The sequence below is a fragment of the Brevundimonas sp. AVps7 genome (genome assembly GCF_058681545.1).
On the sequence record NZ_CM178742.1, the window covers coordinates 299,635 to 323,741 of the forward strand.

The window sequence follows — 24,107 nt, forward strand, 5'->3', positions numbered from 1 at the left end:
GTATGTGAAATGAAACGCTGGTTCAAACGGTTGATCAGGTCCTTGACGGGCCAGACGAAGGTCGTCCGTTCCAAGGGCCACTTCCGCAACCTGGCTGACGCCGCACGCGGTCGCGGCGACTGGGACACTGCGGGCCGGTATTACGCGCTCCATCTTGAGGAGGATCCCCAGGACTTTGGCATCTGGGTGCAACTCGGCCACGCGCTCAAGGAGGCCGGCCTTCGCGACCAGGCCGATCTGGCCTATGGCCAGGCAAGCCGTCTCGACGACAAGAATGCCGAACTGTGGCTCCACCGCGCCCATCTGGGAAAGATCCGCCAGGATTTTGCGGCGGCGCGCCATTGGTTCACGCTGAGCTACGCCCTCGAAGCCAATCCCGAGGTCGCCAGGGAATTGAACGCATTGGAGGGCTGGAATCCGGGTCGGTCCCCGACATCCGCCTTCGGCGAGGGCGCGAGTTGCGTTCTTGGGGCCCTGGAGATTTACAACGGCGCCGTCGTCGACATCTGGGCGGCCGATCCGGGCGCGCCGGAGGCGAAAGCCCATGTCCGCACCGCCGGTTCGACCGATGCGTTGAAGGCCCTGGAAGACGAGAACGACCGCCTGAAGAAGCTGCTGGCGACATCGATGCTGGACGTGGCGGCCATGAAGGATCTCGTCGGCCAGCACTGACGATGAACTCCTCGCGGTTGCGCGGGACGAGAGCCTGGATGGTCGATCCCGTGGAGACACGACCCCCGATGCTGTCGGTGCGACCGAAAGACGGATGAGATGAAACGCTGGTTGAAACGGCTGCTAAGGCCCGCGAGCCGCGCGCCCAAGGTCGCCGCTCCGCCGGTCATCGACCATCGCGCGCTGGGTGATGCGGCGCGGGGGCGTCGAGACTGGGCCGGCGCCGGCCGACACTATTCAGCGCATCTCGACAGCGACCCCGATGACTTCGGCATCTGGATTCAGCTGGGCCATGTACTCAAGGAGCAGGGGCTGCTGGAGGAGGCCGAGGCGGCCTACGGCGGCGCGGGCGCGCTCAACGACCAGAGCGCCGACCTGTGGCTGAGCCGGGGGCATCTGGCCAAGTTGCGGAGCCAGAACCTGAAGGCGCGCGAGTTCTACACGCGAAGCTATGCGATCGACGCCAACGCCAATGCCTTGTCCGAACTGCTCGCCTTGGGCGTTTCGGCGACAGAGCTCCAGCTCGACCCGGACACGCCCGAAGGCAGGTTCGCCGCGCAGGCGACAGCGCGCGTGGTCGGATCCATCGACATCTATAGCGGCTCTGCACTCGTCGGCTGGGTCACGGATCCGGATGATCCGCACACGCCTGCGGAGGTTGAGGTCCTGCGCGGTGGCAGGATCATCGCGCGGGGACGGGGCTCTTGCGTGCGCGACGATCTCCGCGTGCCCGGTCTGGAGGATCGCCTCACCGGCTTTTCGATCCCGCTGGGCGACAAGGCCAGGGTCGGCGATGTCGTCAATGTCAGGCTGAAGCGCACCCGGGAGCCGCTGGCCAATTCTCCCCTGACCCTGGAGCCGAGTCTAGCGGCGCGTCGCTGGCTGGCGCGACATCAGGATCTGACGCCGAACGAGGTCTTGGCGACCAGGGCCAACTACACCCGCGAGACCGCGGGCATGAGGCTGTCGATCATCATGACGGTCGCCGACGGTCCGGTAGAGTGGATACGGCAGGCCATCGACAGCGTGCTCGGCCAGTGGTGCCCGAACTGGGAGCTTCTGTGCATCGACGACGGTTCGGCTGACGCGGCCATCCGCGATGTCCTCGTCGAGAGCGCAGCGAAAGACTCCCGCATCCGGGTCGTCGGCGGTCTGGAAGGCGGAGGGCGGTCAGGCGCGATCAGCGGGGGTATCACTGCGAGCGCGGGAGACTATGTCGCGGTCATGGACAGCTGGGCCTTTCTGGAGCCCGAGGCGGTGTTCCGGTTCCTGGATGCGGGCTTGAGCGGCGCCGGTGTGATTTACGCCGACGAGATCGTGACGCGTGAGGGTATCGAGGATCTGCGCGACTTCGTGATGCGCCCGGCGTTCTCGTACGATCTCTATCTGGCCAATCCCGATCTCGGCGGATTCGTCTGCTACCGCGCCGATCTGGCCAGGGCGTCGGCGGGACAAGTCGGGGCGGGCGGTGCGTCGGTCGAGGTCGATCTTACACTGGGGATTCTGGAGCGCGCGGAGCAGGTCGCGCACGTGCCTGCCATTCTGTACCGGTCGCGAGACGCGTCCGGGTCTGCCCGAAGGACTTCCGCGCGCAAGAGCGCAGCCATACTGGGTGCGCTGAACCGCCATCTGAAGCGGTCGGGGAGCGACGCCATCGCCAGGCCGGGATTCCGGCAGGACAACTATGCGATCGACTATCCCGACGACCGGGGGCGAACGCTGATCATCATCCCGACCCGCGATCGGATCGATCTGCTGGACGCCTGCCTCGAGGCCATCTGGCGCACGACGGACGCGAAAGATGTCGAGATCGTCGTGATCGACCACGAGTCGAGCGAGCCGAAGTCGAAACAATATCTGAGAAAGATCCGGAAACGCGTGAAGGTCGTGCCATTCAGCGGAACGTTCAACTACGCGAAAATGAACAATGAGGCGGCACGCACGGTCGGCGCAAGCTGCAAATATGTCGTGTTCATGAACAATGATATCGAGGCGATCTCCGGCGGCTGGCTCGAGCATATGAGATCGCTGGCGGCGCGACCTGACGTCGGTGTCGTGGGGTCGACGCTGCTCTATGACGACGGTCGAATTCAGCACGCAGGCGTGGTGCTCGGCGTGGGCGGACCTGTGAACCACGCCCACAAGTTCACCGCATTCGAGACGGACGGCGTTCGGACGCCGGGCCCGAACGCCAGCCTGATTTCCACGCGGGATTACGTCGCCGTCACTGGCGCCTGCACAATGATGAGATCAGAGGTGTTCTTCGGCGTTGGAGGGTTCGACGAGGACCTCCCCGTAGACTTCAACGATATCGACCTCTGTCTGCGTGTCGGACGCCTCGGCTATCGCATTCTGAATGACGCCCACGCGGTCCTGTATCACCACGAGTCCGCGACACGGAAGAAAGGCGTCCGGGTGCGCCGCAGCGCCGAGACGGCGATCTTCATCCGACGTTGGCATCAACTGCTTGCGACGGGGGATCCATTCTACAATCCACTGATGTCTTTGGCCGCCGAGCATGAGGTCGGCCATATCGTCGATGTCTCTCATCCCGCCAGGATACGACCGGTGAAGGGGGAGTTGCTGCCTCTGGAACGCGGCCTCGCGAGAAGGATATCGACGCCTCTTCGCTACCCCTGATCGACCGGCTCAACCCCCTTGGAGTCATAGGCCTATTCGCCTATGGCAGGGGCGTTGTGCGAAACTGCCGCGCATCGTGTTGATTTGAAGGATGGGGATGGCGTCGAAGCGCAAGCCAGTCTGCGTAATTGTTGCCGGTATGCACCGATCGGGAACGAGCGCGTTGACCCGCGTGCTGAGTCTGCTCGGCTGCGCGCTCCCGTCGACCCTGCTGGCCGCCAACTTCACCAACGAGACCGGACACTGGGAGCCGCAGCGCATCCAGGAGTTCAATGACCGTCTGCTCGCCTCCGCGGGCTGCGCCTGGGACGACTGGACCCCCGTTCCCCAGGATTGGTTCGATTCCCTCGAAGCCAACGCCCGCAAGGAAGAGGCTGCCGAGCTGTTCAAGGCCGAATACGGCTCCGCTCCACTGACGGTCTTCAAGGATCCGCGAGTCTGTCGGCTCCTGCCCTTCTGGCTCAGTGTGCTGGACGATCTGGGGATCGAACCGGTGGTCGCCATTCCGGTTCGCCATCCTTTGGAGGTGGCGAGATCGCTGGCGATCCGGGACCTTAGCGATGCCCACTATAACAGGCTGCTGTGGTTGCGTCATGTCGCCGACGCGGAACGGTACACGAGGGACCGCCGCCGCTTCTTCTGTTCCTATGACGACCTGCTGGAAAGCTGGTCTGCCGTCGTCAGCCGGATGGGCGACGCCCTTGGCGTGAAGTGGCCGAGGATGTCGGCTCAGGCCGTCGAGGAAATCGACGCGTTTCTGAAGCCCCAGCTCCGCCATCACAGTCTCAATCCTCGCCTTCTCGATGACGACCGAACCGAACCTGAATGGCTGAGAACGACCTATGCGGTCGCGGCCAGGTGGGCGTCGGAAGGCGAAGACGCGGAAGGCAAGGCGCAACTGGATCGGATCTCGTCGGCGATGGACGAAGCCGGCGCGTCGTTCGGCATTCTTGCCCTGCGTGGCAAGGCCGCCATGACCCGGGTCCGCGAGATAGAGGCCGAGCTCGCCCATATCAGACTGGAGAGAGACGAACTCTCGTCTCGCTTCGAGGCCCTCACGATCGTCCTGGGCGAAAGCCGGCAGGAGGTTGAGGGCCTGCAGGGTCAAAACGCGACGTCCCAGTCTCTGGCCGACCATGTCGCGAACGCGCTCGCCGAAGCGAATGCACGGGCCGAGGCGGCGCGGTCCGAGGCAGATGCCGTACGGTCCGAGGCTGACGCCCTGGCTCTCGGATTGCAGGAGGCAAGGGCTCAGGCCGAGGCGGCGCGGTCCGAGGCCGATGCCGTACGGTCCGAGGCTGACGCCCTGGCTCTTGAACTGCAGGAGGCAAGGGGCCGGGCCGATGAGGCGCGGTCCGAAGCCGATGCGATGGAGACGGCGCTGAAGAATGCGGGCACGCGTTCCGATGCCGCTCGGGTTGAGGCTGACGCCCTGATCGCCGCTCTGGACGAGGCCAACGCACGGGCCGATGCGGCGCGTGTCGAGGTCGAGACCCTGAGCTCGGCCTTGCAGGACGCCAGTGCGGGCGGCGATGCAGCGCGCTCCGAGATGGAGTCCCTGACCGAAGCGCTGAACGAGGCCAACACTCGCGGCGCCGCGGCGCGAGCCGAGGTCGACGTACTGTTGGCCGAACTGGAGGCCGCCACTGTAAGGGTCAGCGCGGCGCGGTCCGAGGCTGATGCTCTCATTGCAGCTCTGGACGAGGCCAACACGCGCGCCAATGCGGCCGAGGCGGACGCCGCTGAGGCCCGCAGCGAGGCCGCTCGTGACGCCGATGCCCTGGCCAGTGCAAACGAACTTTCCGCCCAGGCGTTGAGCCGGGCCGAGGAGACGCTGAAGCTCAGGGAGGCCGAGCTGGCCCAGCTCGCCGCTGAGTTGTCGCTGGGACGAGACACCCTCGCGTCGGCGATTAAGGATATGGAAAGCGATCGAACCACGTCGGGCGACCTGCATGACCAGATCGCTGTCCTGGTTTCGAAGCTTCGCGATGCCGAGGTTGAACTCGGCGAACGAACGAAGGCGATCGCTTCCATGCAGATCGCGCTCGACGTGAGCGACGAGCGGCGTGGTGAGCTGGAGATTGAGAAGGACCAGAGCGAACAGATGGTGAGGGCCCTCAAGTCCAACATCGATCTGTTGCTGGAAGACGTCGAAGAGCGTGACCAGATCCGCAACCAACTGGTCGCCGCAGAGGAAGAGTTGTCGGTCCTGACCGAGCGGCTCGCCAGCATGGAGGCGGACCTTGCCCAATCGACAAGCGCCCTCCGCCAGAGAAGCGCGGAGGCGGACGACGCCTATGGGGAGCTGGAGCGCGTGCGGGACCTTCTCCACACCGAGACGAACGACAAGGCGCGCCTTGAACGGGCTGCCGAAGGCCTGAAGGCCAATATCTCGTTGTTGATGTCCGACCTCTCGGAGCGCGACGGCGAGGTAGCCCGGATCAAGTCTGAAGCCGAACAGTTCAGAACAACAATTCAAGCAGGCCAGAAACGGCTGAATGAACTGTTTGTGGAATCCCAGATCACCGTCGAAAATCTTGTTCGGGGGATTACCCTGGAGCCTACACCCCTGTTCCAGAGCCGCCGAACCTCCATGCGGAAGAAGGCACACCTGATCAGGGAGGCCGGAGTTGTTGATCCGGATTGGTACAGGTCCGCCTATCCTGATATTCAGGAATCAGGGCTGGATCCGGTGGAACACTTCATCGCTAAAGGCTACCTCGAAGGCCGCAGGCCGAAGCGCTAGCATCGACACAAAGGCCGACAATGAACGATATACTGCCGGAACTCGGTATAAGCGAGGCGGAGTATCTGGCGCTTTATCCGGATGCCGAGGTACTCGGCATGAGCGCGCTCGAACACTTCCGTATCTTCGGCCACCGGAGGACTTCCCACAAACGGGCGCAGTCCGCAGTGGGTGGTCATACGACTTCGTCGACACACGGTGAGACTGTTGTCGGCGCGCTGAACGTCGATGATGACAGGGGTGGCGCTCGGATAGATCGTATTGATGGGGCGCCCAAGAACGGCGTTGCCGACGGCGCTGTGGCCGGGTCTTCTTCAGACTTTGCGACTTTCGAATTCGATCCCGCTTTCTACTTGAGCCAGAACGAAGACGTGCGGGCCGCCGGTCTCGACCCGCGGTGGCACTATTTCGACAGCGGCTGGAGGGAGCCGCGCAACCCCCACCCCGAGTTTTCCGTCGCCTTCTATCTTCGTCAGTACCCTGACGTGGCCGAGGCCGGCATCGAGCCATTCGGACACTTCATCCGCGACGGCGTCGCCGAGGGCCGGTACCCAAACTTCCGCGAGTATCACAAGGCCCGGTCCACCCGCGCGCTCGAAGACCGGACGCCGCTGTTCCTGCTTTCGCGCACGAGGGTGAGCGGCGAGACGGGCGCGTCCAAAACCTCACTGGCGGTGCATGTGCACTGCTATTTCGAAGATGTCTTCGCGACGTCGGTCCTCGATATCCTGCGCAAGCTGCCTGCCGGGTTCGCGCTGTTCGTTTCTGTCACCTCGGCCGGTGCGGCCGACAGGGTCCGGAAACTGTTGGCCGGACTGACGCTGGGCGAACTCGACATCCGCGTCGTCGAAAATCGCGGGCGAGATCTGGCGCCGTTATTCGTCGACTTCTTCGAGGCGATCCAGAAATACGACGTCTGCCTGCATCTCCACACCAAGAAGAGTGTTGAGAAGCAAGATTTCGGCACGCGATGGTTGTCGGACCTGGGTCTGAAGCTGTTCTCCTCGTCGCCGTTTATCCAGAACACGATCAGGCTATTCGAAACGGATCCCTCTATCGGAATGATCGGGCCGAAGCCCTATGGGCCGATCCGGCGGTTCATGGGTTGGGGCGCCAACCACGAAGCGGCGTCGAACCTCGTCCGCAAGCTGGGTTCGTCGATCGCGCTTCCTCCGCCGGGATCCATTCTGGACTTTCCGGCTGGATCGTTCTTCTGGTTCAGACCGTCGGCTTTCGGCGAGATGCATCGCCTCGGCCTCACGACCCGGTCGTTCCCTGCTGAGCCCATCCCGGATGACGGTACGGTGGCGCACGCCCTGGAGCGCGTGCTGCCGATGATCGTCGCGGCCCGGCGCCACCGATACGTCGAGGTCGCGCCTCTGCCGTATGAATCGGAGCATCCGGCGGGGCATCCCGTCGCCGTCTCAATCATCATTCCGGCCTTCAACGCAGCCCAGTTCATCGAGCAGGCGGTCCTGAGCGTCGCGCGCCAGACCTGTTTCCACGTCAAAACCGAAATCATCGTGGTCGACAACGCCAGCACGGACGCGACGGCTGACGTGCTGAGCCGCCTGTCGGCGGTCGTGCCCAACCTGAGGGTTTTCTCGGAGACGACCAAGGGCGCCGGCGCCGCGCGAAACAAGGGTCTGGCCGAGGCGAGGGGGAAATACGTCACCTTCCTCGACGCGGACGACATCCTGCTGGAGGACGCGATCGGCGATCTCTACGACGCGATCCTGGCGTCGCCAGATCACCAGGCCGATTTCGCCACCTCATCGTTGAGGATGTTCAGCGCGGACTGGCTCAGCGCATCAATGCCTTACGATGACGACGGCCGGATCGAAACGCTCGATCTCACGGCCATGGCGGGCGACGAGTCGATCTGGGCCGCAATGGCGAGCGACTTCGGCTCGTGCACCAAGCTGTATCGACGCGAGTTCCTGGACGAACTGAACATCCGCTATCCGGAGGGTGTCAATTTCGAAGACAACTACTTCATCGGTTGCGTGATGATGGAGTCGAAGGCCGCAACGATTCTGCGGTCAGTGACCTATCTCTATCGCAAGTCCGAAGACGGCATGACCCAGTCGACCAAGCGATCGCCGGAGATCATCGCTGACCAGATCCGGGTCATCGAAATGCTGCTCGAACGCTTCGACGGGAAGTCCGATCGTCCGCGGTGGAATACGTACAAGAAGGCTTTGTTGGACAAGCTGAAGCACGAAGCCAACCGGGTGGGCGTGCCCCTCCGCGAGGCGTTGACGCCGCAACAGGCGCCCCGGACCTACCGTGCGTACTTCAACAAAACGGCTGGGGCATAAAGATGCGAGTCGCTGCGTTTACATCGCTGACATCAGCCTATCTGCCCAACGGCAGAATTATCGCGAAGAGTTTCAAGGAAGTCTATCCGGAATACGACTTCATACTTCTGTTCAACGACAGAACCCCCGACTTCATCGACTGGTCCGCCGAACCCTTCGACAATGTGATCTTCTCTGAGTGGATGCCGATCGAGAGGCCGTGGAAGCGGTGGGCGGGCGGCTATTCGGTCATTGAGCACTGCACCGCCACCAAGGGCGTGGCCGCCGAATACATCATGGACGTTCTCGGCTATGACGCCGTCATCTATCTCGACCCCGACACCATGCTGTGCACGCCGATGGAAGAGATCTTCGAGGCGTTCGAATCCGGGGAAGCCGATGCAATCCTGACGCCTCACATCACGGATGCCGAAACCTCGGACTACGGCATCTGGTCCCACGAGATCGCAGCCTTGAAGCACGGGACGTTCAATCTCGGCTTCTTCGCCGTCATGAACCGGCCGCGCGGTCGCAAATTCCTTCGCTGGTGGGCGGAGCGGCTGGTGGACTACAGCCACATCGATTTCGTCAAGGGCACCTTCACGGACCAGAAGTGGGCTAACCTGGCGCCCTATATCTTCGATGGAATAAAGGTCCTGACCAATCGGACCTACAACGTCGCCACCTGGAACCAAGCGTGCCGCCGTATCACGCGCGATAAGGACGGCAAGTGGTACGTCAACGGCGAGCCCATGAGGTTCTACCACTTCTCCGGGTTCGGGCACGGTTTCGCCTGGGCCGATTCCGAGCTGGAGTATTTCGCGAAGTCGGATTCGGATCTTCTGGCGCTGTGGGACCTGTACAAAGACCTGTATCGCAAGGAAGGTCTGGATCAACCCGCTCCACCCTGGGTTTGGGATCGGAAAAGGTCAGGCGAGGCTATGACCCGGGACGACCGGGCAGCCGCAGGCGACGGCAGCCTCATTGATCCGTTTTGTGCTTAGTGGCGCTCGGCGCCGGAGACTGATTCCCGATGGAACGACACGAGAAGCTGCTCAAGCATGTCGCCTTCAACGGCTTGGGCCTCGAGATCGGGCCGGCCTATGCGCCGGTGACTCCAAAGTCGAAGGGCTGGAACTGCCACGTCCTCGACCACATGAGCGCCGACGGGCTCAAGCTCAAGTACGGGCCCGGCGTTCCAATCTACAAGATCGAGGAGGTCGATTTCATCTGGTCGGGTCAGTCCTACAAGGAACTGGTCGGCGATAATCGCTACGACTACATTATCGCATCGCACGTCATCGAACATGTTCCGAACCTGATCAGTTTCCTTGAGGACTGTCGCAGCATCCTCAAGCCGGGCGGCGTGCTTTCGCTTGCTGTGCCGGACATGAGGTTTTGCTTCGATTGCCTGAGGTCGGTTAGCGACATCGGGGGAGTCATCGACGCCCACTTGCTGGAGCGGACAAGCAACAGTCCCGGGAAGGTCTACGACTATTTCTCCAAGGCGGTGCTGCGCAACGGAGGCTATCTGTGGTCGGACGAGTCCTTTGAGGGACTCCAGTTCATGAACAGCGACGAGTTCGCCCGCTTCGCCTTCTCGAAGGCGCTGAGGGAAGGGCAGAGCTATGACGTCCACGCCTGGACATTCACACCGTCCAGTTTCCGGATGATCCTGCAGTCTCTCAACAAGCTCGGCTTCGTCGGTCTGCACGGGATCGAGTTCTTCGACTCCGTCGGTGGAGAGTTCTTCGTCACCCTCTCGGAAGCGGGCGAGGCGGTCGAGAAGGATGAGCTGGAACTTCTGCGTCGGATGCGCACGGAACTGGCGACCGCCTACGGAGCTGACCCGGGACCGCTCGAGGCCTGATACCATAGTGATAGCGCTTCTCGTTCTGGTGCGTTGGAGATAGGGAGATGCGCCGGGTGACCGCCCCTGGTTTGGGTCGCCGGTGGGCGCCCTGGATCCGGCGCCAATGATGGAGGCTCCGTGAGCAGCAACGTCCTACTGATCGAAACGCCGCGGTTCGGTGATGACCGGGGCTGGTTCTCGGAGACCTGGTCGCGGGCGAAGTTCGGCGCCCGGGGCGTCGATCTGGATTTCGTCCAGGACAACCAGTCCTACTCCGCGCATGCCGGCACGATCCGCGGCATCCATTTCCAAAGACCGCCCCACGCCCAGGCCAAACTCGTCCGCTGTGTCCGTGGGCGGATCATCGACTACGCCGTCGACCTTCGCACAGGCTCGCCCACCTATGGTCAGGTCGCCTACGCCGAGCTTTCCGCCGAAAATGGCCGCCAGTTGTTCGTCCCGGTCGGCTTCGGCCACGCCTTCGTGACGCTCGAACCCGACACCGAGGTCGCCTACAAGGTGTCCGATGTCTACGCGGGCGACTGCGACGGTGGCGTCGCATGGGATTGCCCGGAGATCGGCATCGACTGGCCCCTGCCGGCGACCGGTCCTGTGCTCTCGGACAAGGACAAGGTATTGCCGCGCCTTGCCGATTTCGACAGCCCCTTCGTTTATGACGGCGTTCCGATGGCGGCCACGGGCGATCTGGGCTAGTTCACGCATCAGGAGACTGTTTTTCATGCGCATTCTGGTCACCGGCGGCGCCGGCTTCATCGGCTCGGCCCTGGTCCGTCGCCTGATCCGTGACACGGACCACGAGGTCCTGGTGTTCGACAAGCTGACCTATGCCGGTCTGCTGAGCTCGCTTGAGCCGGCCTCGGCGAGCAATCGCTACGGTTTCGTCCAGGCGGACATCTGCGATCCGGCCGCGGTCGCTGCCGCCCTCGCGGACTTCAAGCCCGACGTCATCGCCCACCTGGCGGCCGAGAGCCACGTCGATCGCTCGATCGACGGGCCGGGCGAGTTCGTCCAGACCAATGTCGTCGGCACCTTCAACATGCTGCAGCAGGCGCTGGGCTACTGGCGCGGACTGAACGACGCTGAAAAGGCCGCCTTCCGCTTCCATCATATCTCGACCGACGAGGTGTTCGGCTCGCTGGGCGAGACCGGCCTGTTCTCGGAGACGACCCCCTACGATCCGCGCTCCCCCTATTCGGCGTCCAAGGCGGCGTCGGATCACCTGGTCAGCGCCTGGGGCCATACCTATGGCCTGCCGGTCGTGATGACCAACTGCTCGAACAACTACGGCCCCTATCACTTCCCGGAGAAGCTGATCCCGCTGATCATCATCCGCGCACTCAACGGAGAGCCCCTGCCGGTCTACGGCGACGGGTCGAACGTGCGGGACTGGCTGTTCGTGGACGATCACGCCCGTGCGCTGCAGGCCGTGTTCGAACGTGGCCGTCCGGGCCAGACCTACAATGTCGGCGGCAATGCCGAGCGGCGGAACATCGATGTGGTCAAGGCGATCTGCGCCACCCTGGACACGCTTCACCCGCGGGCCGACGGCAAGCCCTATGCCGACCAGATCACCTTCGTCACCGATCGTCCCGGCCACGACGCCCGCTACGCCATCGACGCGACCAAGATCCGCGACGAGCTGGGCTGGACCCCCTCGGTGACCTTCGAGGAAGGCATTGAGCAGACCGTGCGTTGGTATCTGGACAACCGGTCCTGGTGGCAGGCGATCCTGGACGGCCGTTACAAGACGGAACGCCTCGGCGTCGCCAATGGCTGAGGACGCCCCCCACGAGACCTGGGACATCCTGGTGACCGGCGGGGCGGGGCAGGTGGGGCTGGAGCTGGCCCGCGCCGGCTGGCCGGGCCACGTTCGTCTCCATATGCCGACGCGGGATGAGCTGGACCTCGGCGACACGGACGCGGTGCGCGCCCTGTTCGCGGCGACGCCGTTCAAGGCGGTCATCAACTCCGGCGCCTATACAGCCGTGGACAAGGCCGAGACCGAGGTCGCGGCCGCCTTTGCCGCCAACGCCATGGGGCCCGCCATCCTGGCCGAGGTCACCCGGGCGGCGGGGATCCCGCTGGTGCAGGTCTCGACCGACTATGTCTTCGACGGTTCAGGCGAGCAGGACTATGTCGAGGGCGATCCCGTCGGGCCGCTGGGCGTCTACGGCGCCTCCAAGCTGGCGGGCGAGGTTGCGGTCCTGACCGGCAATCCGCGCTCTGTGATCCTGCGCACGGCCTGGGTGCTGAGCCCCTTCCGCGCCAACTTCCTCAAGACCATGCTGCGGCTCGCGGCGGATCGGCCCGCCCTGCGCGTCGTCGCCGACCAGACGGGCTGCCCGACCTCGGCGAAGGACATCGCCGAGGCTCTGGCCGCCATCACGCTAAAAATGATCGCCGATCCGGAGGCGCCGACCGGCGTCTACCATTTTGTCAACGCCGGCTCGACCAACTGGGCCGGGCTGGCGCGCGAGATCTTCGCCCGGAGCGCCGCCCGCGGCGGTCCCTCGGCCGAGGTCGAGGGCATCACCACCGCCGAGTACCCGACGCCCGCGCGCCGGCCCTCGAATTCGCGGCTGTCGACGTTCAAGATCACCCGCGACTATGGGGTGACGCCCCGACCCTGGCAGGACGCCGTGGCCGAAATCGTCGCCGAACTGCATCAGGAGACTAAAGCGTGAAGGGCATCATCCTCGCCGGCGGATCGGGCACGCGCCTGCATCCCATGACGCTTGTCACGTCCAAGCAGCTCATGCCGATCTACGACAAGCCGATGATCTACTATCCGCTGTCGACCCTGATGCTGGCCGGCATCCGCGAGGTGCTGATCATCTCGACGCCGCGCGACACCCCCTCGTTCCAGGCCCTGCTGGGCGACGGATCGAAATGGGGCATGGACATCCAGTATGCGGTCCAGCCCAGCCCCGACGGCCTGGCCCAAGCCTATATCATCGGCGCGGACTTCGTCGCCGGCGGGCCGTCGTCGCTGATCCTGGGCGACAACATCTTCTACGGCCACGGCATCAACGACCTGTTCAGGAGCGCCATGGCGCGGCCCGACGGCGCGACGGTCTTTGCCTATCACGTCAACGATCCGGAACGGTACGGGGTGGTCGAGTTCGACGCCGACATGCGCGCCCTGTCGATCGAGGAGAAGCCGCCTGAGCCCCGGTCGCCCTGGGCGGTCACGGGCCTGTATTTCTACGATGAGCAGGTGGTCGACATCGCCGCCAACCTGAAGCCGTCGCCGCGCGGCGAGCTGGAGATCACCGACGTCAACCGCGAATACCTGAACCGCGGCCAGCTCTCGGTCGAGATCATGGGCCGCGGCTTCGCCTGGCTGGACACCGGCACGCCCGACAGCCTGATCGAGGCCGCCGAGTTCGTCCGGACGCTGGAGAAGCGTCAGGGCTTCAAGATCGCCTGTCCCGAAGAGATCGCCTTCGACCAGGGCTTCATCGATACGGCCCAGCTGGAGTCGATCGTGAAGGCCCTCGGCAAGAGCGACTACGGGCGGTATCTCCGGACGACGGTGCTCGAGCGGAGGTAGGACGCCCTCAGACCGGCTGGCCGCGATAGCGGATGATCAGCGGCACGGTCAGCGTCATCTCGTGTGACACGCCGTGCTCCCAAAGGCCATCTTCGCCCCAGCAGTCCCCGTGGTCGGCGCAAATGACGATCGTCGCATCCTGGAATCGCTTGATCAGCGAGGCCAGCTGCTGGTCGACGTATTCAACGCAGGCGATCTGACGGGCCCGGCACTCCGCTGACCGATCGACCGTCTGGAAGGGCACGCAGGGATTGTCGTCCCGGCTCCACGGCGCGCCTTCGAAATAATAGGGCACATGGGTCTCGCCGACATTGATGAAGGCGAACACCGGACGGTCGCCGGCCTTGCCGATCTCCCCGTCCAGCCAGTCGATCTGGGCCCGGACGCCGGCGTTCCCGGCGAAGTCGAAGGCCTCGAACCCGTGCCTCAGGCTTTCGGACACGCTCGTCTTCGGGTCGAACCAGCCCATCGCAGCCGTCCCGATCGTGGCGTAGCCGGCGCGCCGGAAACCATCGACGATGTTGTCGCCCGAGACGGTGAACCCCGGCGGCGCGATGCCTTCATGGCCCGCGTAGCTGAGCCGGAAAAGCCGGGCGAACTTGGGATTGACGAACGGCGCGGCCTCCTCGGCGACGCCCGGTGTAAAGCCGACGAACATCGCGGCGTGGGAGCCGAAGGTGAAATGCGAGGGCGCCTGGGCCTTTCGCAGAGGTGCGATCGCCTTCAGCAGTGGCGCATGGGCCGCTACGAAGGAGTCGAAACGACAGGAATCGAGCGACACGAGCAGCACGCTGTCCGCATTCACGGAGACAGTCTCAGCTGAGCTCACGAGGCGCTTTTGACCCGACAGTAGACCTCGATCTGGGCCCGGTACCGATAGGGGAATTTGACCTTCACGATAGAGAAGCCCGTTTGCTCCAGCAGCGTCTTCAGCCGTTCAAGGGAGAAGTTGTGATAGTGCTCGATTTCGCCCCAGTAGGGATTGCCTCCCGCCTTATCCATCATCCGCCAGCTGGATGAGGTCAGTCCTGGCAGCGAGATGATGAGCAGTCCCTCCGGCGAGATGACGCTTCTGACCTTCTCTAGCGCCTTCACCGGGTATGGAATGTGTTCGAGCACATCCATCATCGAAACGATCGAAGGCTGGGTTGGTATTTTGCAGGTTTCGAACTCGCCCGCCATGGCGTTGTAGCCCAGACTCTGGAACGCGGTGACGGTGTCGGCGCGGGCGTCGAGGCCGAGTTCTTCGAACCCGATCTCATTGGCAAGCATCAGCAATGCGCCGTCGCCGAAGCCGACGTCCAGCCAGACCTTCTTGTCTCCCTCGCCGAGCGTTTGGTATCCGCCGAGCAACTCGACCGCCGCCTCGACGACAGGAGTCCATTGCTGGCGCTTGGCGTCGGGGTCCCCGCCGGCGATCTGACCGCCGTGCGTGTTGGAAAAGACTTCCGACAGTCCGGCGGGGGTCCAGTATCTGTCGGTGAAGCTGTGATCGCAGGCCTGGCATCGCACCCAGTGCATGGTGGCGGGCAGCGGAGGGTGCCAGAGGGCATGCTTGGAGCAATCGGCGATCCCGTGAGAAACGAACGCGCCGTCGCACAGTGGGCATGAATTGTATGGTTTCTGCAGTTCACTTGCCATGAGGCTCTTCCCAGCAACAGCTACAACGCCGTTCCCATTGTGAGCATAGTCAGTCAAGCCGGATTGGAACCGATCTCCCATTGGCGAGGAGAGCGGCGCTCGCTAAGGACTGGCGCCAGAGCCGCCTTTTGCAACGACGAGGATTTTCAATGCGGGTACTTTTCTGCATACCGGCCTACGGCAGCAGCGTGCGAACGGAGACCATGCTGTCCGTCGCCAGTGGCGTGATGCACATGAGCCAGGCCATGCCTGGCAGCGAAGTCCGTCTGTTCTCCATAGACATGGCAGAAATTTCCCGCGTCCGGAATGTGTTCGCGTCGATGGCGCTTGAGCAGGACTTTGACGCCTTGATCATGCTGGACGCTGACATGGGCGTTCCGGCCGAGACGTTCGCGCGGCTGCTGCTGTCTCCTTACGAGGTCTGCGGACTGACCTATCCGAAACGGGAGATTGACCTCGAACGGTTTTATCAGATGGCGTCGGCGGGTGCGAGCCTGGACGCGTGCAAGACCGGCGCTCTCAACTTCATTTCGGCCGGAGCCTTTGTGCATGAAAACGGCCAGATCGATGTGAAGGAGAGTTTTCTGGAGATGAATGACCTTCCGGGCGGGTGCATGATGATCCGGGGCACCGCGCTTAAAAAAATGTGGCAGAAGATGCCGGATATCCGTCAGACCCAGCATATCCACGATATCGAGGAGAAGCTCGGCATCAAACGGGTCATACGGTGCTTCGACAATATCCAGACTGGTAATACGAAGTTCAGCGAAGACATCAGCTTCTGTCGCCGCTGGAAATCAATCGGCGGCAAAATTCACGCCCTCTTTGACGTCCCGGTGGCCCACTTCGGGTCCATGAAGTTCGAGGGAAGCTATTCGGATTACCTCATGGCTGCGGCCACGAACGTCGAGCGCAGCGCCTCATGATGACCGCGATCACCACACTCAATCCTCAAGCGAATTGCGCCCTTTAGGCAACATCGCGGCCCGGCTTTTCTGGTTGACGGCGGCGACTTCTGGTGGCTAATACCCCATGCCGGGAGGGGCAGAGCGGCCATTGGGGTCTCTCTCTGTGACCAACTTTGCGGCGCCTGCAACGCTCAACCTCTTTTGGAACCTTTGGGGGACCTCTTCACATGACTAAGAACACTCTGCTTCTCGCGGTATCGGCCGCAGCCGTCCTGTCGGCCGGCACCAGCGCCGTCGCCGGCTCGATTTCGGGCACCGGGACCTTCTCGGCCGTCAACTCGACGACCACTACGGGCGCCTATCCTCTGGCGCGTGAACTGCGTTTCTCGGCGACCGCAACCACCGCGTCGGCTTTCGCCAACACCCAGACCTCGCTGACCTACAACTTCCTGCCCGCCGCGGTGAACGGTTTCCCCAACGGTGAGTCGCTGAAGCTGACGCTCGACGTGACCGGCGCAGTGATGACTGCTCCTGGAACGGCCACGATCGTCACGTCGACCGGCGCGAGCTGCGCCGTGTCGGTTTCGCCGTCCACCCCGCCGGTGGCTGGTGCAACCACCGCTGTCTACTTCGTGAACTTCAACTCGTGCACGACGACCTCGACCGGCCTGACCATCAACCTGCCGATCCAGGTGACGGGCGCTAACGCTGTCGTCGCCGGCGCTCTGCTGGAAAACAGCTTCGGCGGGGCTCTGTTCCCGGTCGACGGTGGCCGGTCCGCCGCCACCTTCATCACGTCGACGGCCGGCTTCACGACGGTGATCACGACCACGTCGTCGACCGCCGTCGCTGACGTCTCCGCTCAGTACAAGTCCTTCACCGGCTCGGTTCCGACGGCTGCGACCGTCACGATCACCGTCGGCGCGGGCAACGAGAGCATCACGTTGGGTGGCGACGCCATCGAGCCTGCTGACATCACGGGCATCCGCCTGACGGCCGACGCGACGACCGGCAGCTTCACGGGCTTCAACCTTGTTGGTACGCATAACGCCACTTCGCCGGGAACGGTGGCCTTCACGACCGTTCTGACGGCTTCGAATGCCACGACGCAGCGCACTCTGTCGCTGGGTTCGGCCACGGGCACCACGACCTCCATTACGGTCGCAGTGACTGACCTGACGGCGACGGGTACCGCGACGACGGTTCTGACGGCTGATGCCGCCATGCCTGCGGCCGGCATCACCCTGACGGCGCTGGTCGACCTCGATGCCAACAACGGCTTCGCAACCTCGACCGGCACCTTCGTCGACATCACCACGGCGACCTCGGCGTTCAACATCGTCTCCCGCAACGGCGCCTCCTTCATGGCTCCGTGGGTTGCGCTGGGTTCGACGACGTCCACCTCGGGTATCCGTATCGGCAACAACAGCACGACCAACACGGGTCCGATCCGTGCGGTTCTGATGTCCGACAACGGCTCGACGAACCCGACGACCACGAGCGTGCAGGTCACTCAGGCCATGCTGCAGTCCGGCACCCTGAACGCTCAGGGCGGTGTGGACGCCGGTGACGTTATCACGATCCGGACGACGGGCGCTCTCGCCACGGCGTTTGGCGGCAACGCCCTCAACGGCGATGTGCAGATCAACATCGAAGCGATCGGAACCGGCCTGTCCGCCAAGGTCCGTGCGACCCAGTCGACCGGCCAGATCTTCGAAAGCTCGCTCGGAAATCTGAACAACAACGGCAACAACTAAAAAAGAAAAAGTCCTTCGGGATTTTGGAGGGAGGGCTTCGGCCCTCCCTTTTTCTTTGCCCGCCGCTGACCCAGTTCAAACGCCGTGACGCTCTTGCCGTCACGGTCTAGGATGACGCCGCATCCCGGAGTGCCGAACTGACCGCTACCCTGATCATTCCCCGCCTTTCGTCCGCGCCTCCCGCCGCCGAGCAGCGTCGGCTGGGCGAGGTTCTCGTCGCGCGCGGTCTTGTGCGCGCCGGCGATGTCGCCAACGCCCTGACCCTTCAGGCCCAGAACGGCAGTCCGCTGGGCCTGAACCTTGTGCGTCTGGGGGCCCTGTCCGAGACCCAATTGCTGGAAGTGCTGTCCGACCAGCTCGGATTTGGCATTCTGGCCCCCGAGGCCGGACCCAGCCCCGGCCGCGTCGCCGACTTCATGGCCGAGATCGGCTCGCCCCTCAGCTGGTGGGCCGGGCGGGAGGCCGTCGCCTGGCGACCCGAGCCGGAACCCGCGCCCGAGGGCGCGGAGCCGGCGCCGTCGCCCGGTGTCTTCTGCGCCGCCGTCCAGCCGCTGGATCCCCTGCTGGCCGAACGCATCGGCCAGGCGACGGGCGAACCCGTCACCTTCCTTCTGGCGCAGCGATCCCAGATCGAGGCCCTGACCCAGGACATCAGCGCCGACCACGCCTCCGGCCTCGACATGTCGGGCGTGGGCATGGGGGGAGCCGACGCCGCCCGCCTGCGCGAACTGGCGCAGGAAGCGCCGACCATCGACTTCGTCAACGCAGTCTTCGCCGAGGCCCTGACCCGGCGCGCGTCCGACGTCCATGTCGAACCCTATGAAGACCGGATGCTCGTCCGTATGCGGATCGATGGCGTCCTGACGACCGCCAGATCGGCCCCACGCGCGAATTTCGACGCAGTCTGTTCGCGTATCAAGCTTCTCAGCGGCATGGATATCGGCGAACGCCGCCTGCCCCAGGACGGCCGTCAGTCGATCCGCGTCTCGGGCCAGGAGGTCGATCTGCGGGTCTCCACCCTGCCGTGCTCGTGGGGCGAATCGATCGTCCTGCGCCTGCTGGGCAAGACCAGCCGCCTGCCGCTGCTCTCGGAACTGGGCGTCTCGCCGGCCCAGGAGCGGACCTTCCTCGAACTGGCCGAACACCCCAACGGGGTCTTCCTGATCACCGGCCCCACCGGTTCGGGCAAGACCACCACCATCTATCGTCTGCTGACTCACCTCAACGATGGCGAACGCAAGATCATCACCGTCGAGGATCCGGTGGAGCTCGACCTGCCGGGCGTGATCCAGGTCCGGGTCCGCGCCGACATCGGCCTGACCTTCGCCGCGGGGCTCCGTTCCATCCTGCGGCAAGACCCCGACGTCATCATGATCGGTGAAATCCGCGATCCGGAGACGGCCCGCATCGCGGTCCAGGCCGCCCTCACCGGCCACCTCGTCATCTCGACGGTCCACACAAACTCCGCATTGGCCGCGGTCCCCAGACTGCTGGACCTGGGGGTCGAGGACTATCTGCTGGCCGACGTCCTGCGCGGCGTCGCCGGTCAGCGACTGATCCGTCGCCTCTGCCCCGACTGCGCCCGCCCGTCGATCCCCGCCGAGGCCGAGCTCCACGAGCAGGCTGTCCCCGCGCACCTCCGCACGCTCGCCGCCGCTGAGCCGGCCGCCTGGCGCGAGCCCGTCGGTTGCGCCAAATGCGGAAACAGCGGCTTCCGCGGCCGCGTCGGCCTCTACGAAATCGCGCCCGCCTCGCCCCAGATCATCGCCGGGTTGCGAACCGGCGCCGACGAGGACGCCCTGACCGCCATCGCGCGTGACGAAGGCTTCCTCAGCTTCGCCGACGACGGCGTGCTGAAGGCCCGCCGGGGCGAGACGACCCTGTCCGAAGTCTATCGGATCGCCGGGGGCGGCGAGTGAGCGAGGCCGGACACCTTGCCTTCCAGTATGAGGCCGTGGGCCGCGACGGCCAGGTCAGTCGAGGCCTGATCACCGCAGCCGATGAAGCCAGCGTCGTGCGTCGCCTGGCCAGCGACGGCCTGACCGCCGTCCGCATCAGCCCCGCCGTCACCGCCAAGCCTGAGGGCAAGGAGCGCGGCCTGCAGCCGACGGAACGCGTCCTCGTGCTGCGCCAGCTGGCCCTGATGCTGGAGGCCGGCGTTTCCTTGCTGGAAGCCCTCGAGACCGTCGTTCAGGGCATTCAGGCGCGCAAGGGCAGGCGTCAATTCCAGGCCGCCATCGCCGCCCTGCGCCGGGGCGACGCTTTCGGCAATGCGATGGCCGAGCACGTCCCCGGGTTTCCCGACTACGTCTACGCCATGGCCCGGGTCGGCGAGGCGTCCGGCAGGATCGCCGACGTGCTCAAGGAGGCCGCCGAACAGATGGCCTACGAGGACCGGCTGCGGAAGGACTTCTCCAACGCCATGACCTATCCGGCCTTCCTGGCCTTCGCCGGGATCGCGGCCGTCACCTTCATCTTCACCCAGGTCGTGCCCCGGTTCGGGACGATGATCGGCGAGGACCGCTCAAACGTGCCGGCCGTGTCTCGCTGGGTCCTGTCGGCGGGCGAGTTCGCCAACGCCAATCTGGGCGCGGTCGGCATCGGCCTGGCGGCTGTGATCGCCCTGATCGTGGTCATCGTAGCCAATCCGACGATCCGCGCACGTGCCTACACCCTGGCCCACGGCCTGCCCGTCATCGGTCCCGTGATCCAGTCGCGCGAAATCGCGTCCTGGGCGCGGCTGACGGCCTTCGCGCTCAACAACGGCGTGCCCATTCTGTCCGCGACCGCCCTCGCCAGGGCCGCCGTGCCGATCGGACCGTTCCGCGCGGGCCTCAACATGCTGGAAAGCGATCTGCGCGCCGGTCTGACACTTGATGCCTCCCTCGGGGCCCACACAGGGCTGGAGGCTATGGACCTGAGCATGCTCCGCGCGGGCCAGAAGTCGGGCGCCGTCGGCGCCATGTTCGGCTTCATCGCCGAGAATTACGAAGCGCGACTGCGTGACCGCATGAAGCGGATGACCGCTCTGCTGGAACCGGCGGCGATCGCCTTCATCTCCCTGCTCGTCGGCTTCATCGCCCTGTCGCTCGTTCTCGCCCTTTCGAGCGTCTACGAGGGCGTGGTCTGATGTCTCGGCGACGGTCCGGCTTCAGCCTGATCGAAGCCCTGGTCGCGCTCACGATCGCGGCCCTGGTGCTGGGCGCGATCTTCGAGCTGCAGATCCAGATGGCCCGCGGCCAGCAGCGCGCCATCGACGCGATCGAGCAGGTGGCGGCCCAGGAGAATGCCCTTGCGCTCACCCAGGGCCTGAACCCGATGGCGACCCCGACCGGAGAAATCGCCCTGCCGGAAGGCGACACGGTTCGGTGGACGAGTACGCCTAAGGGCGAGCCGGTGATCAACGCCGGATTCCCCGTGGGTGATGGCCAGTTCTCGGTTCAGCTGTTCACGCTGACCGTAGAGGTTCAGCGTCGGACTGGACGATCCCCGGCTCCGATGGTGTTTGACCGACTGGGATGGCGGCGGCAGGACATGCCGAACACCTAGAGCCGCCCTGTGCGATCCGGGGACGCGCGGTCGGGTCAGGAGGACTGTTCGGACGTCAGCTTTCGGGTTCCGCCTGCAGGTTCGAGTCGGCTTCCGGGCCTGAATGCGCGGTTGCACGTGGCGGGACAACGCCGTTGGGACTCGGCAGGTCGATCCCCACACCCCGGAAACGCGAGCCGAGGGAGAATGGCGTGAGGGTGTAGGACCAGCCGCGACCCGTCCGGAAAGCGGCGTTCATGTCCCGGCTATACATGTCGACGAAGTCGGCCATGTCCTCGTCGCCGCGGATGATATGGGGAGTGATCAGGATCAGCAGTTCGGTCCGTTCGCCGCTGACCGTGTTGTTCTGGAACGCTGACCCAATAAGGGGGATGTCCTTGAGGAACGGCACGCCGGTGTTGTTCTTGCTGTAGTTATTGCTGATTAACCCGCCAAGGACGCCGGTCCAGCCGTCGCGGATCGCGATCTGGGTCGTGAGGCTGCGATTCAGGATGATCGGGCTGGAGATGCCCGCTGCGGGTTCCCCGGCGGACGAATTTTCCTGGCTGATCTGGATGTCCACGCGATCGCCGTAGACGACCGGTGTCAGGTCGAGGATGACGCCCGTTTGCCGATACTGGACGCTCTGCAGGACGTCGGTCCCGTTGCCGTTCTGGGAGGTGTCGGTCGCTCGCTGTGACGTAATGATCGGGACATCCGTGCCCACCTGGAACCTCGCGGAACCGCCGCTGCGCACCACCAGGCGAGGCCGTTGCAGGATGTTTACCCTGTTGTTGGACGCCACTGCATTCAGACGCGCCCGGAAATCCGGCCCAACGAAGGTTCCCAAAAGTCCGCCCGTGCCCAGAGCGATACCTTCGGTTCCGAAGGTGAAGCTACCGTCGCCCGAGGTCTCGACGCCCGAAAAATTGAGCCCGAGACGGGTGTTGTCGGTCAGGGTGACCTCCGCCAGCATGACCTCGATCACGACCTGGGGCGAAGGCACATCGAGGGTCATCATGAGATCGCGGAGTTGAGCGAAGTCGGTCGCCGTTCCCGTGAAGATGATGCGGTTGCCGACCGGGTCGGTCAGGATGCGTCCGGACAGGAAGGAGCCGCTGGCGCCCGGGGTTGCGCTTTGCACGCCTGCGTTTCCGGCGATCTGCGGAGCGGTGCCGGGCACGCCCACCGGCGGCTGAACCGGACCGCCGGTCGGGGCCTGCCCGATCGCGAGTTGGCCCAGAGACTGGGCGTCGGTGTTCTGGACCTGGTAGACGAAGGTCGAAGGCTTGTCGCCCAGGGCCGCCGGCCGATCCAGCGTTTCCACCCAGTACCGTGCTCTTTCGAGCAGGGCCGGATCCTTGGAGAAGATCAGGAGCTGATTGGCTGCGGGAAAGGACAGGATGACAAGCGCGCGGCCAGCCAGCGCCTGGCGCGAGATGACATACCCTTCCGTCGTCAGGGTCTGTTCAAGCGCTACCGCAAGGTTATCGGTCGACCAGAACACAGGCTCGACACGCAGAACTTCGGCCCCCGCAAACCGGGGCTGGTCGATCTCACGGAGGGTGCGAACGACCTGCGCGACTTCTCTGCCGGGCCCTGAGATCAGCAAGCTGTTGGTGAGCGGATCCGGCGTGATGCGGGCGTTTCCAAGGCTCGGGAACAAGTCCTGAAGCAGGCTCTGCAGGACGTTGACTTCGATGGTCTGGACGGGGAAGAACTGAACGACGCGGCCCCCGCTCTCGGGCTCCGATCGATCGCGAACGACTGTCGCGTCAGGGCCGGCAGCGCCGGGGGCGCCGACCGTGACCAGCCCGCCATTGATATAGATTTCAACGCCGTACTGCTTCAGCGCCAGCTGTGTGAGGCGGAAGAGATCGCGGCTGGAAATGGAACCGCCGGTGCCCCCGGAGATGATCTCGGAGCGCGAGGCGACGTCGGGCGACATGATGAAGGGAACGCCCAGAACGCCGCCGAAAACGGTGCTCACAAACTGGGGAATCGATTGAGGGGCCAGGGCGGCGTCAACCACTTCGTCGCCCACCAATGCCGCGATCTGCTCTTCGGTCGCAGGGACGGGCCGGTCGTCACCGGTGGAAGACCGGCCGGGAATGCCAAACGTGGTCAGTCGCGCCGAGTCCTGCGCCGCCGCTCCTGAAGGATTCGAAGCCATATCCGTCGCCGCTTCCGCCTGGGCCGACAGGGGCGGCCGGGAGCCTTCCGTGGTCAGGCTGGGAAAGGCCGCACAGCCGGCGGCGAGCACCAAGGGAGCCGCGCAAACCGCCAACCGCAACAGGGTGTGGACGGCCGAAGCGCGAGGTGCGCAGACGGCGGGTGTCGCTTTGGACATCGTTTCCTCTGATCGTTCAGCCGTAGATCGAAATGACCCGGACTTCTTGTCGCCGTGTCAGTGTTACCGATCGAGATGAAATTGCGGTTATCCGCCAGTCCCCCAAGACGAGCGATCCGACACTCATGGCCGTGATTTG

The 24,107-nt window shown here is 64.4% G+C and carries 18 protein-coding genes; 15 read left to right on the plus strand and 3 right to left on the minus strand.

The window, feature by feature from the left end; translation table 11 throughout:
• Positions 1 to 42 precede the first annotated feature (42 nt).
• The 10 genes from ACW17Y_RS01565 (at position 43) to rfbA (ending at position 13,784) form a co-directional block, all read left to right on the plus strand.
• The gene (locus ACW17Y_RS01565; RefSeq protein ID WP_492038325.1) at positions 43 to 672 is read left to right on the plus strand and encodes a hypothetical protein; all 630 of its coding nucleotides are present in this window, start codon (positions 43 to 45) and stop codon (positions 670 to 672) included.
• A gap of 99 nt (positions 673 to 771) precedes the next feature.
• Positions 772 to 3,312, plus strand: a complete 2,541-nt coding sequence (locus tag ACW17Y_RS01570) for a glycosyltransferase family 2 protein (protein WP_492037032.1) — start codon at positions 772 to 774, stop codon at positions 3,310 to 3,312.
• Positions 3,313 to 3,475: 163 nt separating this feature from the next.
• Positions 3,476 to 6,058 carry a hypothetical protein gene (locus ACW17Y_RS01575; RefSeq protein WP_492037033.1) on the plus strand — a complete coding sequence of 861 codons (2,583 nt, stop codon included), beginning with the start codon at positions 3,476 to 3,478 and terminating at the stop codon, positions 6,056 to 6,058.
• A 20-nt stretch (positions 6,059 to 6,078) separates the two neighbouring features.
• Positions 6,079 to 8,379 (plus strand): rhamnan synthesis F family protein, encoded by a 2,301-nt coding sequence (locus ACW17Y_RS01580; RefSeq protein ID WP_492037034.1) that lies wholly within the window; start codon positions 6,079 to 6,081, stop codon positions 8,377 to 8,379.
• Positions 8,380 to 8,381: 2 nt separating this feature from the next.
• Positions 8,382 to 9,362 (plus strand): hypothetical protein, encoded by a 981-nt coding sequence (locus ACW17Y_RS01585; RefSeq protein WP_492037035.1) that lies wholly within the window; start codon positions 8,382 to 8,384, stop codon positions 9,360 to 9,362.
• 29 nt (positions 9,363 to 9,391) lie between these two features.
• Positions 9,392 to 10,228: a methyltransferase domain-containing protein gene (locus tag ACW17Y_RS01590; protein WP_492037036.1), complete on the plus strand. Its 837-nt coding sequence runs from the start codon at positions 9,392 to 9,394 to the stop codon at positions 10,226 to 10,228.
• Positions 10,229 to 10,348: 120 nt separating this feature from the next.
• On the plus strand, positions 10,349 to 10,924 hold the full coding sequence (gene rfbC, locus ACW17Y_RS01595) for a dTDP-4-dehydrorhamnose 3,5-epimerase (protein WP_492037037.1): 576 nt from the start codon (positions 10,349 to 10,351) through the stop codon (positions 10,922 to 10,924).
• A 25-nt stretch (positions 10,925 to 10,949) separates the two neighbouring features.
• Positions 10,950 to 12,008 carry a dTDP-glucose 4,6-dehydratase gene (gene rfbB, locus ACW17Y_RS01600; protein ID WP_492037038.1) on the plus strand — a complete coding sequence of 353 codons (1,059 nt, stop codon included), beginning with the start codon at positions 10,950 to 10,952 and terminating at the stop codon, positions 12,006 to 12,008.
• Positions 12,001 to 12,915 carry a dTDP-4-dehydrorhamnose reductase gene (gene rfbD / locus ACW17Y_RS01605; RefSeq protein ID WP_492037039.1) on the plus strand — a complete coding sequence of 305 codons (915 nt, stop codon included), beginning with the start codon at positions 12,001 to 12,003 and terminating at the stop codon, positions 12,913 to 12,915. The genes rfbB and rfbD overlap by 8 nt, the downstream gene beginning before the upstream one ends.
• Positions 12,912 to 13,784 carry a glucose-1-phosphate thymidylyltransferase RfbA gene (rfbA, locus tag ACW17Y_RS01610; RefSeq protein WP_492037040.1) on the plus strand — a complete coding sequence of 291 codons (873 nt, stop codon included), beginning with the start codon at positions 12,912 to 12,914 and terminating at the stop codon, positions 13,782 to 13,784. Before rfbD ends, rfbA begins: the two co-directional genes overlap by 4 nt.
• Positions 13,785 to 13,791: 7 nt before the next feature.
• Here the strand turns inward: rfbA and ACW17Y_RS01615 are convergent, their stop codons facing one another.
• A complete protein-coding gene (locus ACW17Y_RS01615; protein WP_492037041.1) occupies positions 13,792 to 14,613 on the minus strand; it encodes a sulfatase-like hydrolase/transferase in 822 nt (273 codons plus the stop codon).
• Positions 14,610 to 15,425 (minus strand): class I SAM-dependent methyltransferase, encoded by an 816-nt coding sequence (locus ACW17Y_RS01620; protein ID WP_492037042.1) that lies wholly within the window; start codon positions 15,423 to 15,425, stop codon positions 14,610 to 14,612. The genes ACW17Y_RS01615 and ACW17Y_RS01620 overlap by 4 nt, the downstream gene beginning before the upstream one ends.
• Before the next feature lie 203 nt (positions 15,426 to 15,628).
• Between ACW17Y_RS01620 and ACW17Y_RS01625 the strand changes: the two genes are divergently transcribed.
• From ACW17Y_RS01625 to ACW17Y_RS01645, 5 genes are all read left to right on the plus strand, one after another.
• The gene (locus ACW17Y_RS01625) at positions 15,629 to 16,351 is read left to right on the plus strand and encodes a hypothetical protein (protein ID WP_492037043.1); all 723 of its coding nucleotides are present in this window, start codon (positions 15,629 to 15,631) and stop codon (positions 16,349 to 16,351) included.
• 209 nt (positions 16,352 to 16,560) lie between these two features.
• Positions 16,561 to 18,090 (plus strand): beta strand repeat-containing protein, encoded by a 1,530-nt coding sequence (locus ACW17Y_RS01630; RefSeq protein WP_492037044.1) that lies wholly within the window; start codon positions 16,561 to 16,563, stop codon positions 18,088 to 18,090.
• 230 nt (positions 18,091 to 18,320) lie between these two features.
• Positions 18,321 to 20,009: a GspE/PulE family protein gene (locus ACW17Y_RS01635; protein ID WP_492037045.1), complete on the plus strand. Its 1,689-nt coding sequence runs from the start codon at positions 18,321 to 18,323 to the stop codon at positions 20,007 to 20,009.
• On the plus strand, positions 20,006 to 21,220 hold the full coding sequence (locus ACW17Y_RS01640) for a type II secretion system F family protein (RefSeq protein WP_492037046.1): 1,215 nt from the start codon (positions 20,006 to 20,008) through the stop codon (positions 21,218 to 21,220). The genes ACW17Y_RS01635 and ACW17Y_RS01640 overlap by 4 nt, the downstream gene beginning before the upstream one ends.
• Positions 21,220 to 21,639 (plus strand): type IV pilus modification PilV family protein, encoded by a 420-nt coding sequence (locus ACW17Y_RS01645; RefSeq protein ID WP_492037047.1) that lies wholly within the window; start codon positions 21,220 to 21,222, stop codon positions 21,637 to 21,639. The genes ACW17Y_RS01640 and ACW17Y_RS01645 overlap by 1 nt, the downstream gene beginning before the upstream one ends.
• A gap of 55 nt (positions 21,640 to 21,694) precedes the next feature.
• On the opposite strand, the gene ACW17Y_RS01650 is transcribed toward ACW17Y_RS01645, so the two are convergent.
• Positions 21,695 to 23,968 (minus strand): secretin GspD/PilQ domain-containing protein, encoded by a 2,274-nt coding sequence (locus tag ACW17Y_RS01650; RefSeq protein ID WP_492037048.1) that lies wholly within the window; start codon positions 23,966 to 23,968, stop codon positions 21,695 to 21,697.
• Positions 23,969 to 24,107: the final 139 nt, after the last annotated feature.

What these genes read in the sequence shown, in the direction of transcription:
- rfbB (WP_492037038.1), top strand. Translation starts at nt 10,950, where the DNA reads ATGCGCATTCTGGTCACCGGCGGCGCCGGCTTCATCGGCTCGGCCCTG.
- ACW17Y_RS01650 (WP_492037048.1), bottom strand. Translation starts at nt 23,968, where the DNA reads ATGTCCAAAGCGACACCCGCCGTCTGCGCACCTCGCGCTTCGGCCGTC.
- ACW17Y_RS01630 (WP_492037044.1), top strand. Translation starts at nt 16,561, where the DNA reads ATGACTAAGAACACTCTGCTTCTCGCGGTATCGGCCGCAGCCGTCCTG.
- ACW17Y_RS01620 (WP_492037042.1), bottom strand. Translation starts at nt 15,425, where the DNA reads ATGGCAAGTGAACTGCAGAAACCATACAATTCATGCCCACTGTGCGAC.
- ACW17Y_RS01645 (WP_492037047.1), top strand. Translation starts at nt 21,220, where the DNA reads ATGTCTCGGCGACGGTCCGGCTTCAGCCTGATCGAAGCCCTGGTCGCG.
- ACW17Y_RS01570 (WP_492037032.1), top strand. Translation starts at nt 772, where the DNA reads ATGAAACGCTGGTTGAAACGGCTGCTAAGGCCCGCGAGCCGCGCGCCC.
- rfbD (WP_492037039.1), top strand. Translation starts at nt 12,001, where the DNA reads ATGGCTGAGGACGCCCCCCACGAGACCTGGGACATCCTGGTGACCGGC.
- ACW17Y_RS01590 (WP_492037036.1), top strand. Translation starts at nt 9,392, where the DNA reads ATGGAACGACACGAGAAGCTGCTCAAGCATGTCGCCTTCAACGGCTTG.
- ACW17Y_RS01580 (WP_492037034.1), top strand. Translation starts at nt 6,079, where the DNA reads ATGAACGATATACTGCCGGAACTCGGTATAAGCGAGGCGGAGTATCTG.
- ACW17Y_RS01585 (WP_492037035.1), top strand. Translation starts at nt 8,382, where the DNA reads ATGCGAGTCGCTGCGTTTACATCGCTGACATCAGCCTATCTGCCCAAC.
- ACW17Y_RS01625 (WP_492037043.1), top strand. Translation starts at nt 15,629, where the DNA reads ATGCTGTCCGTCGCCAGTGGCGTGATGCACATGAGCCAGGCCATGCCT.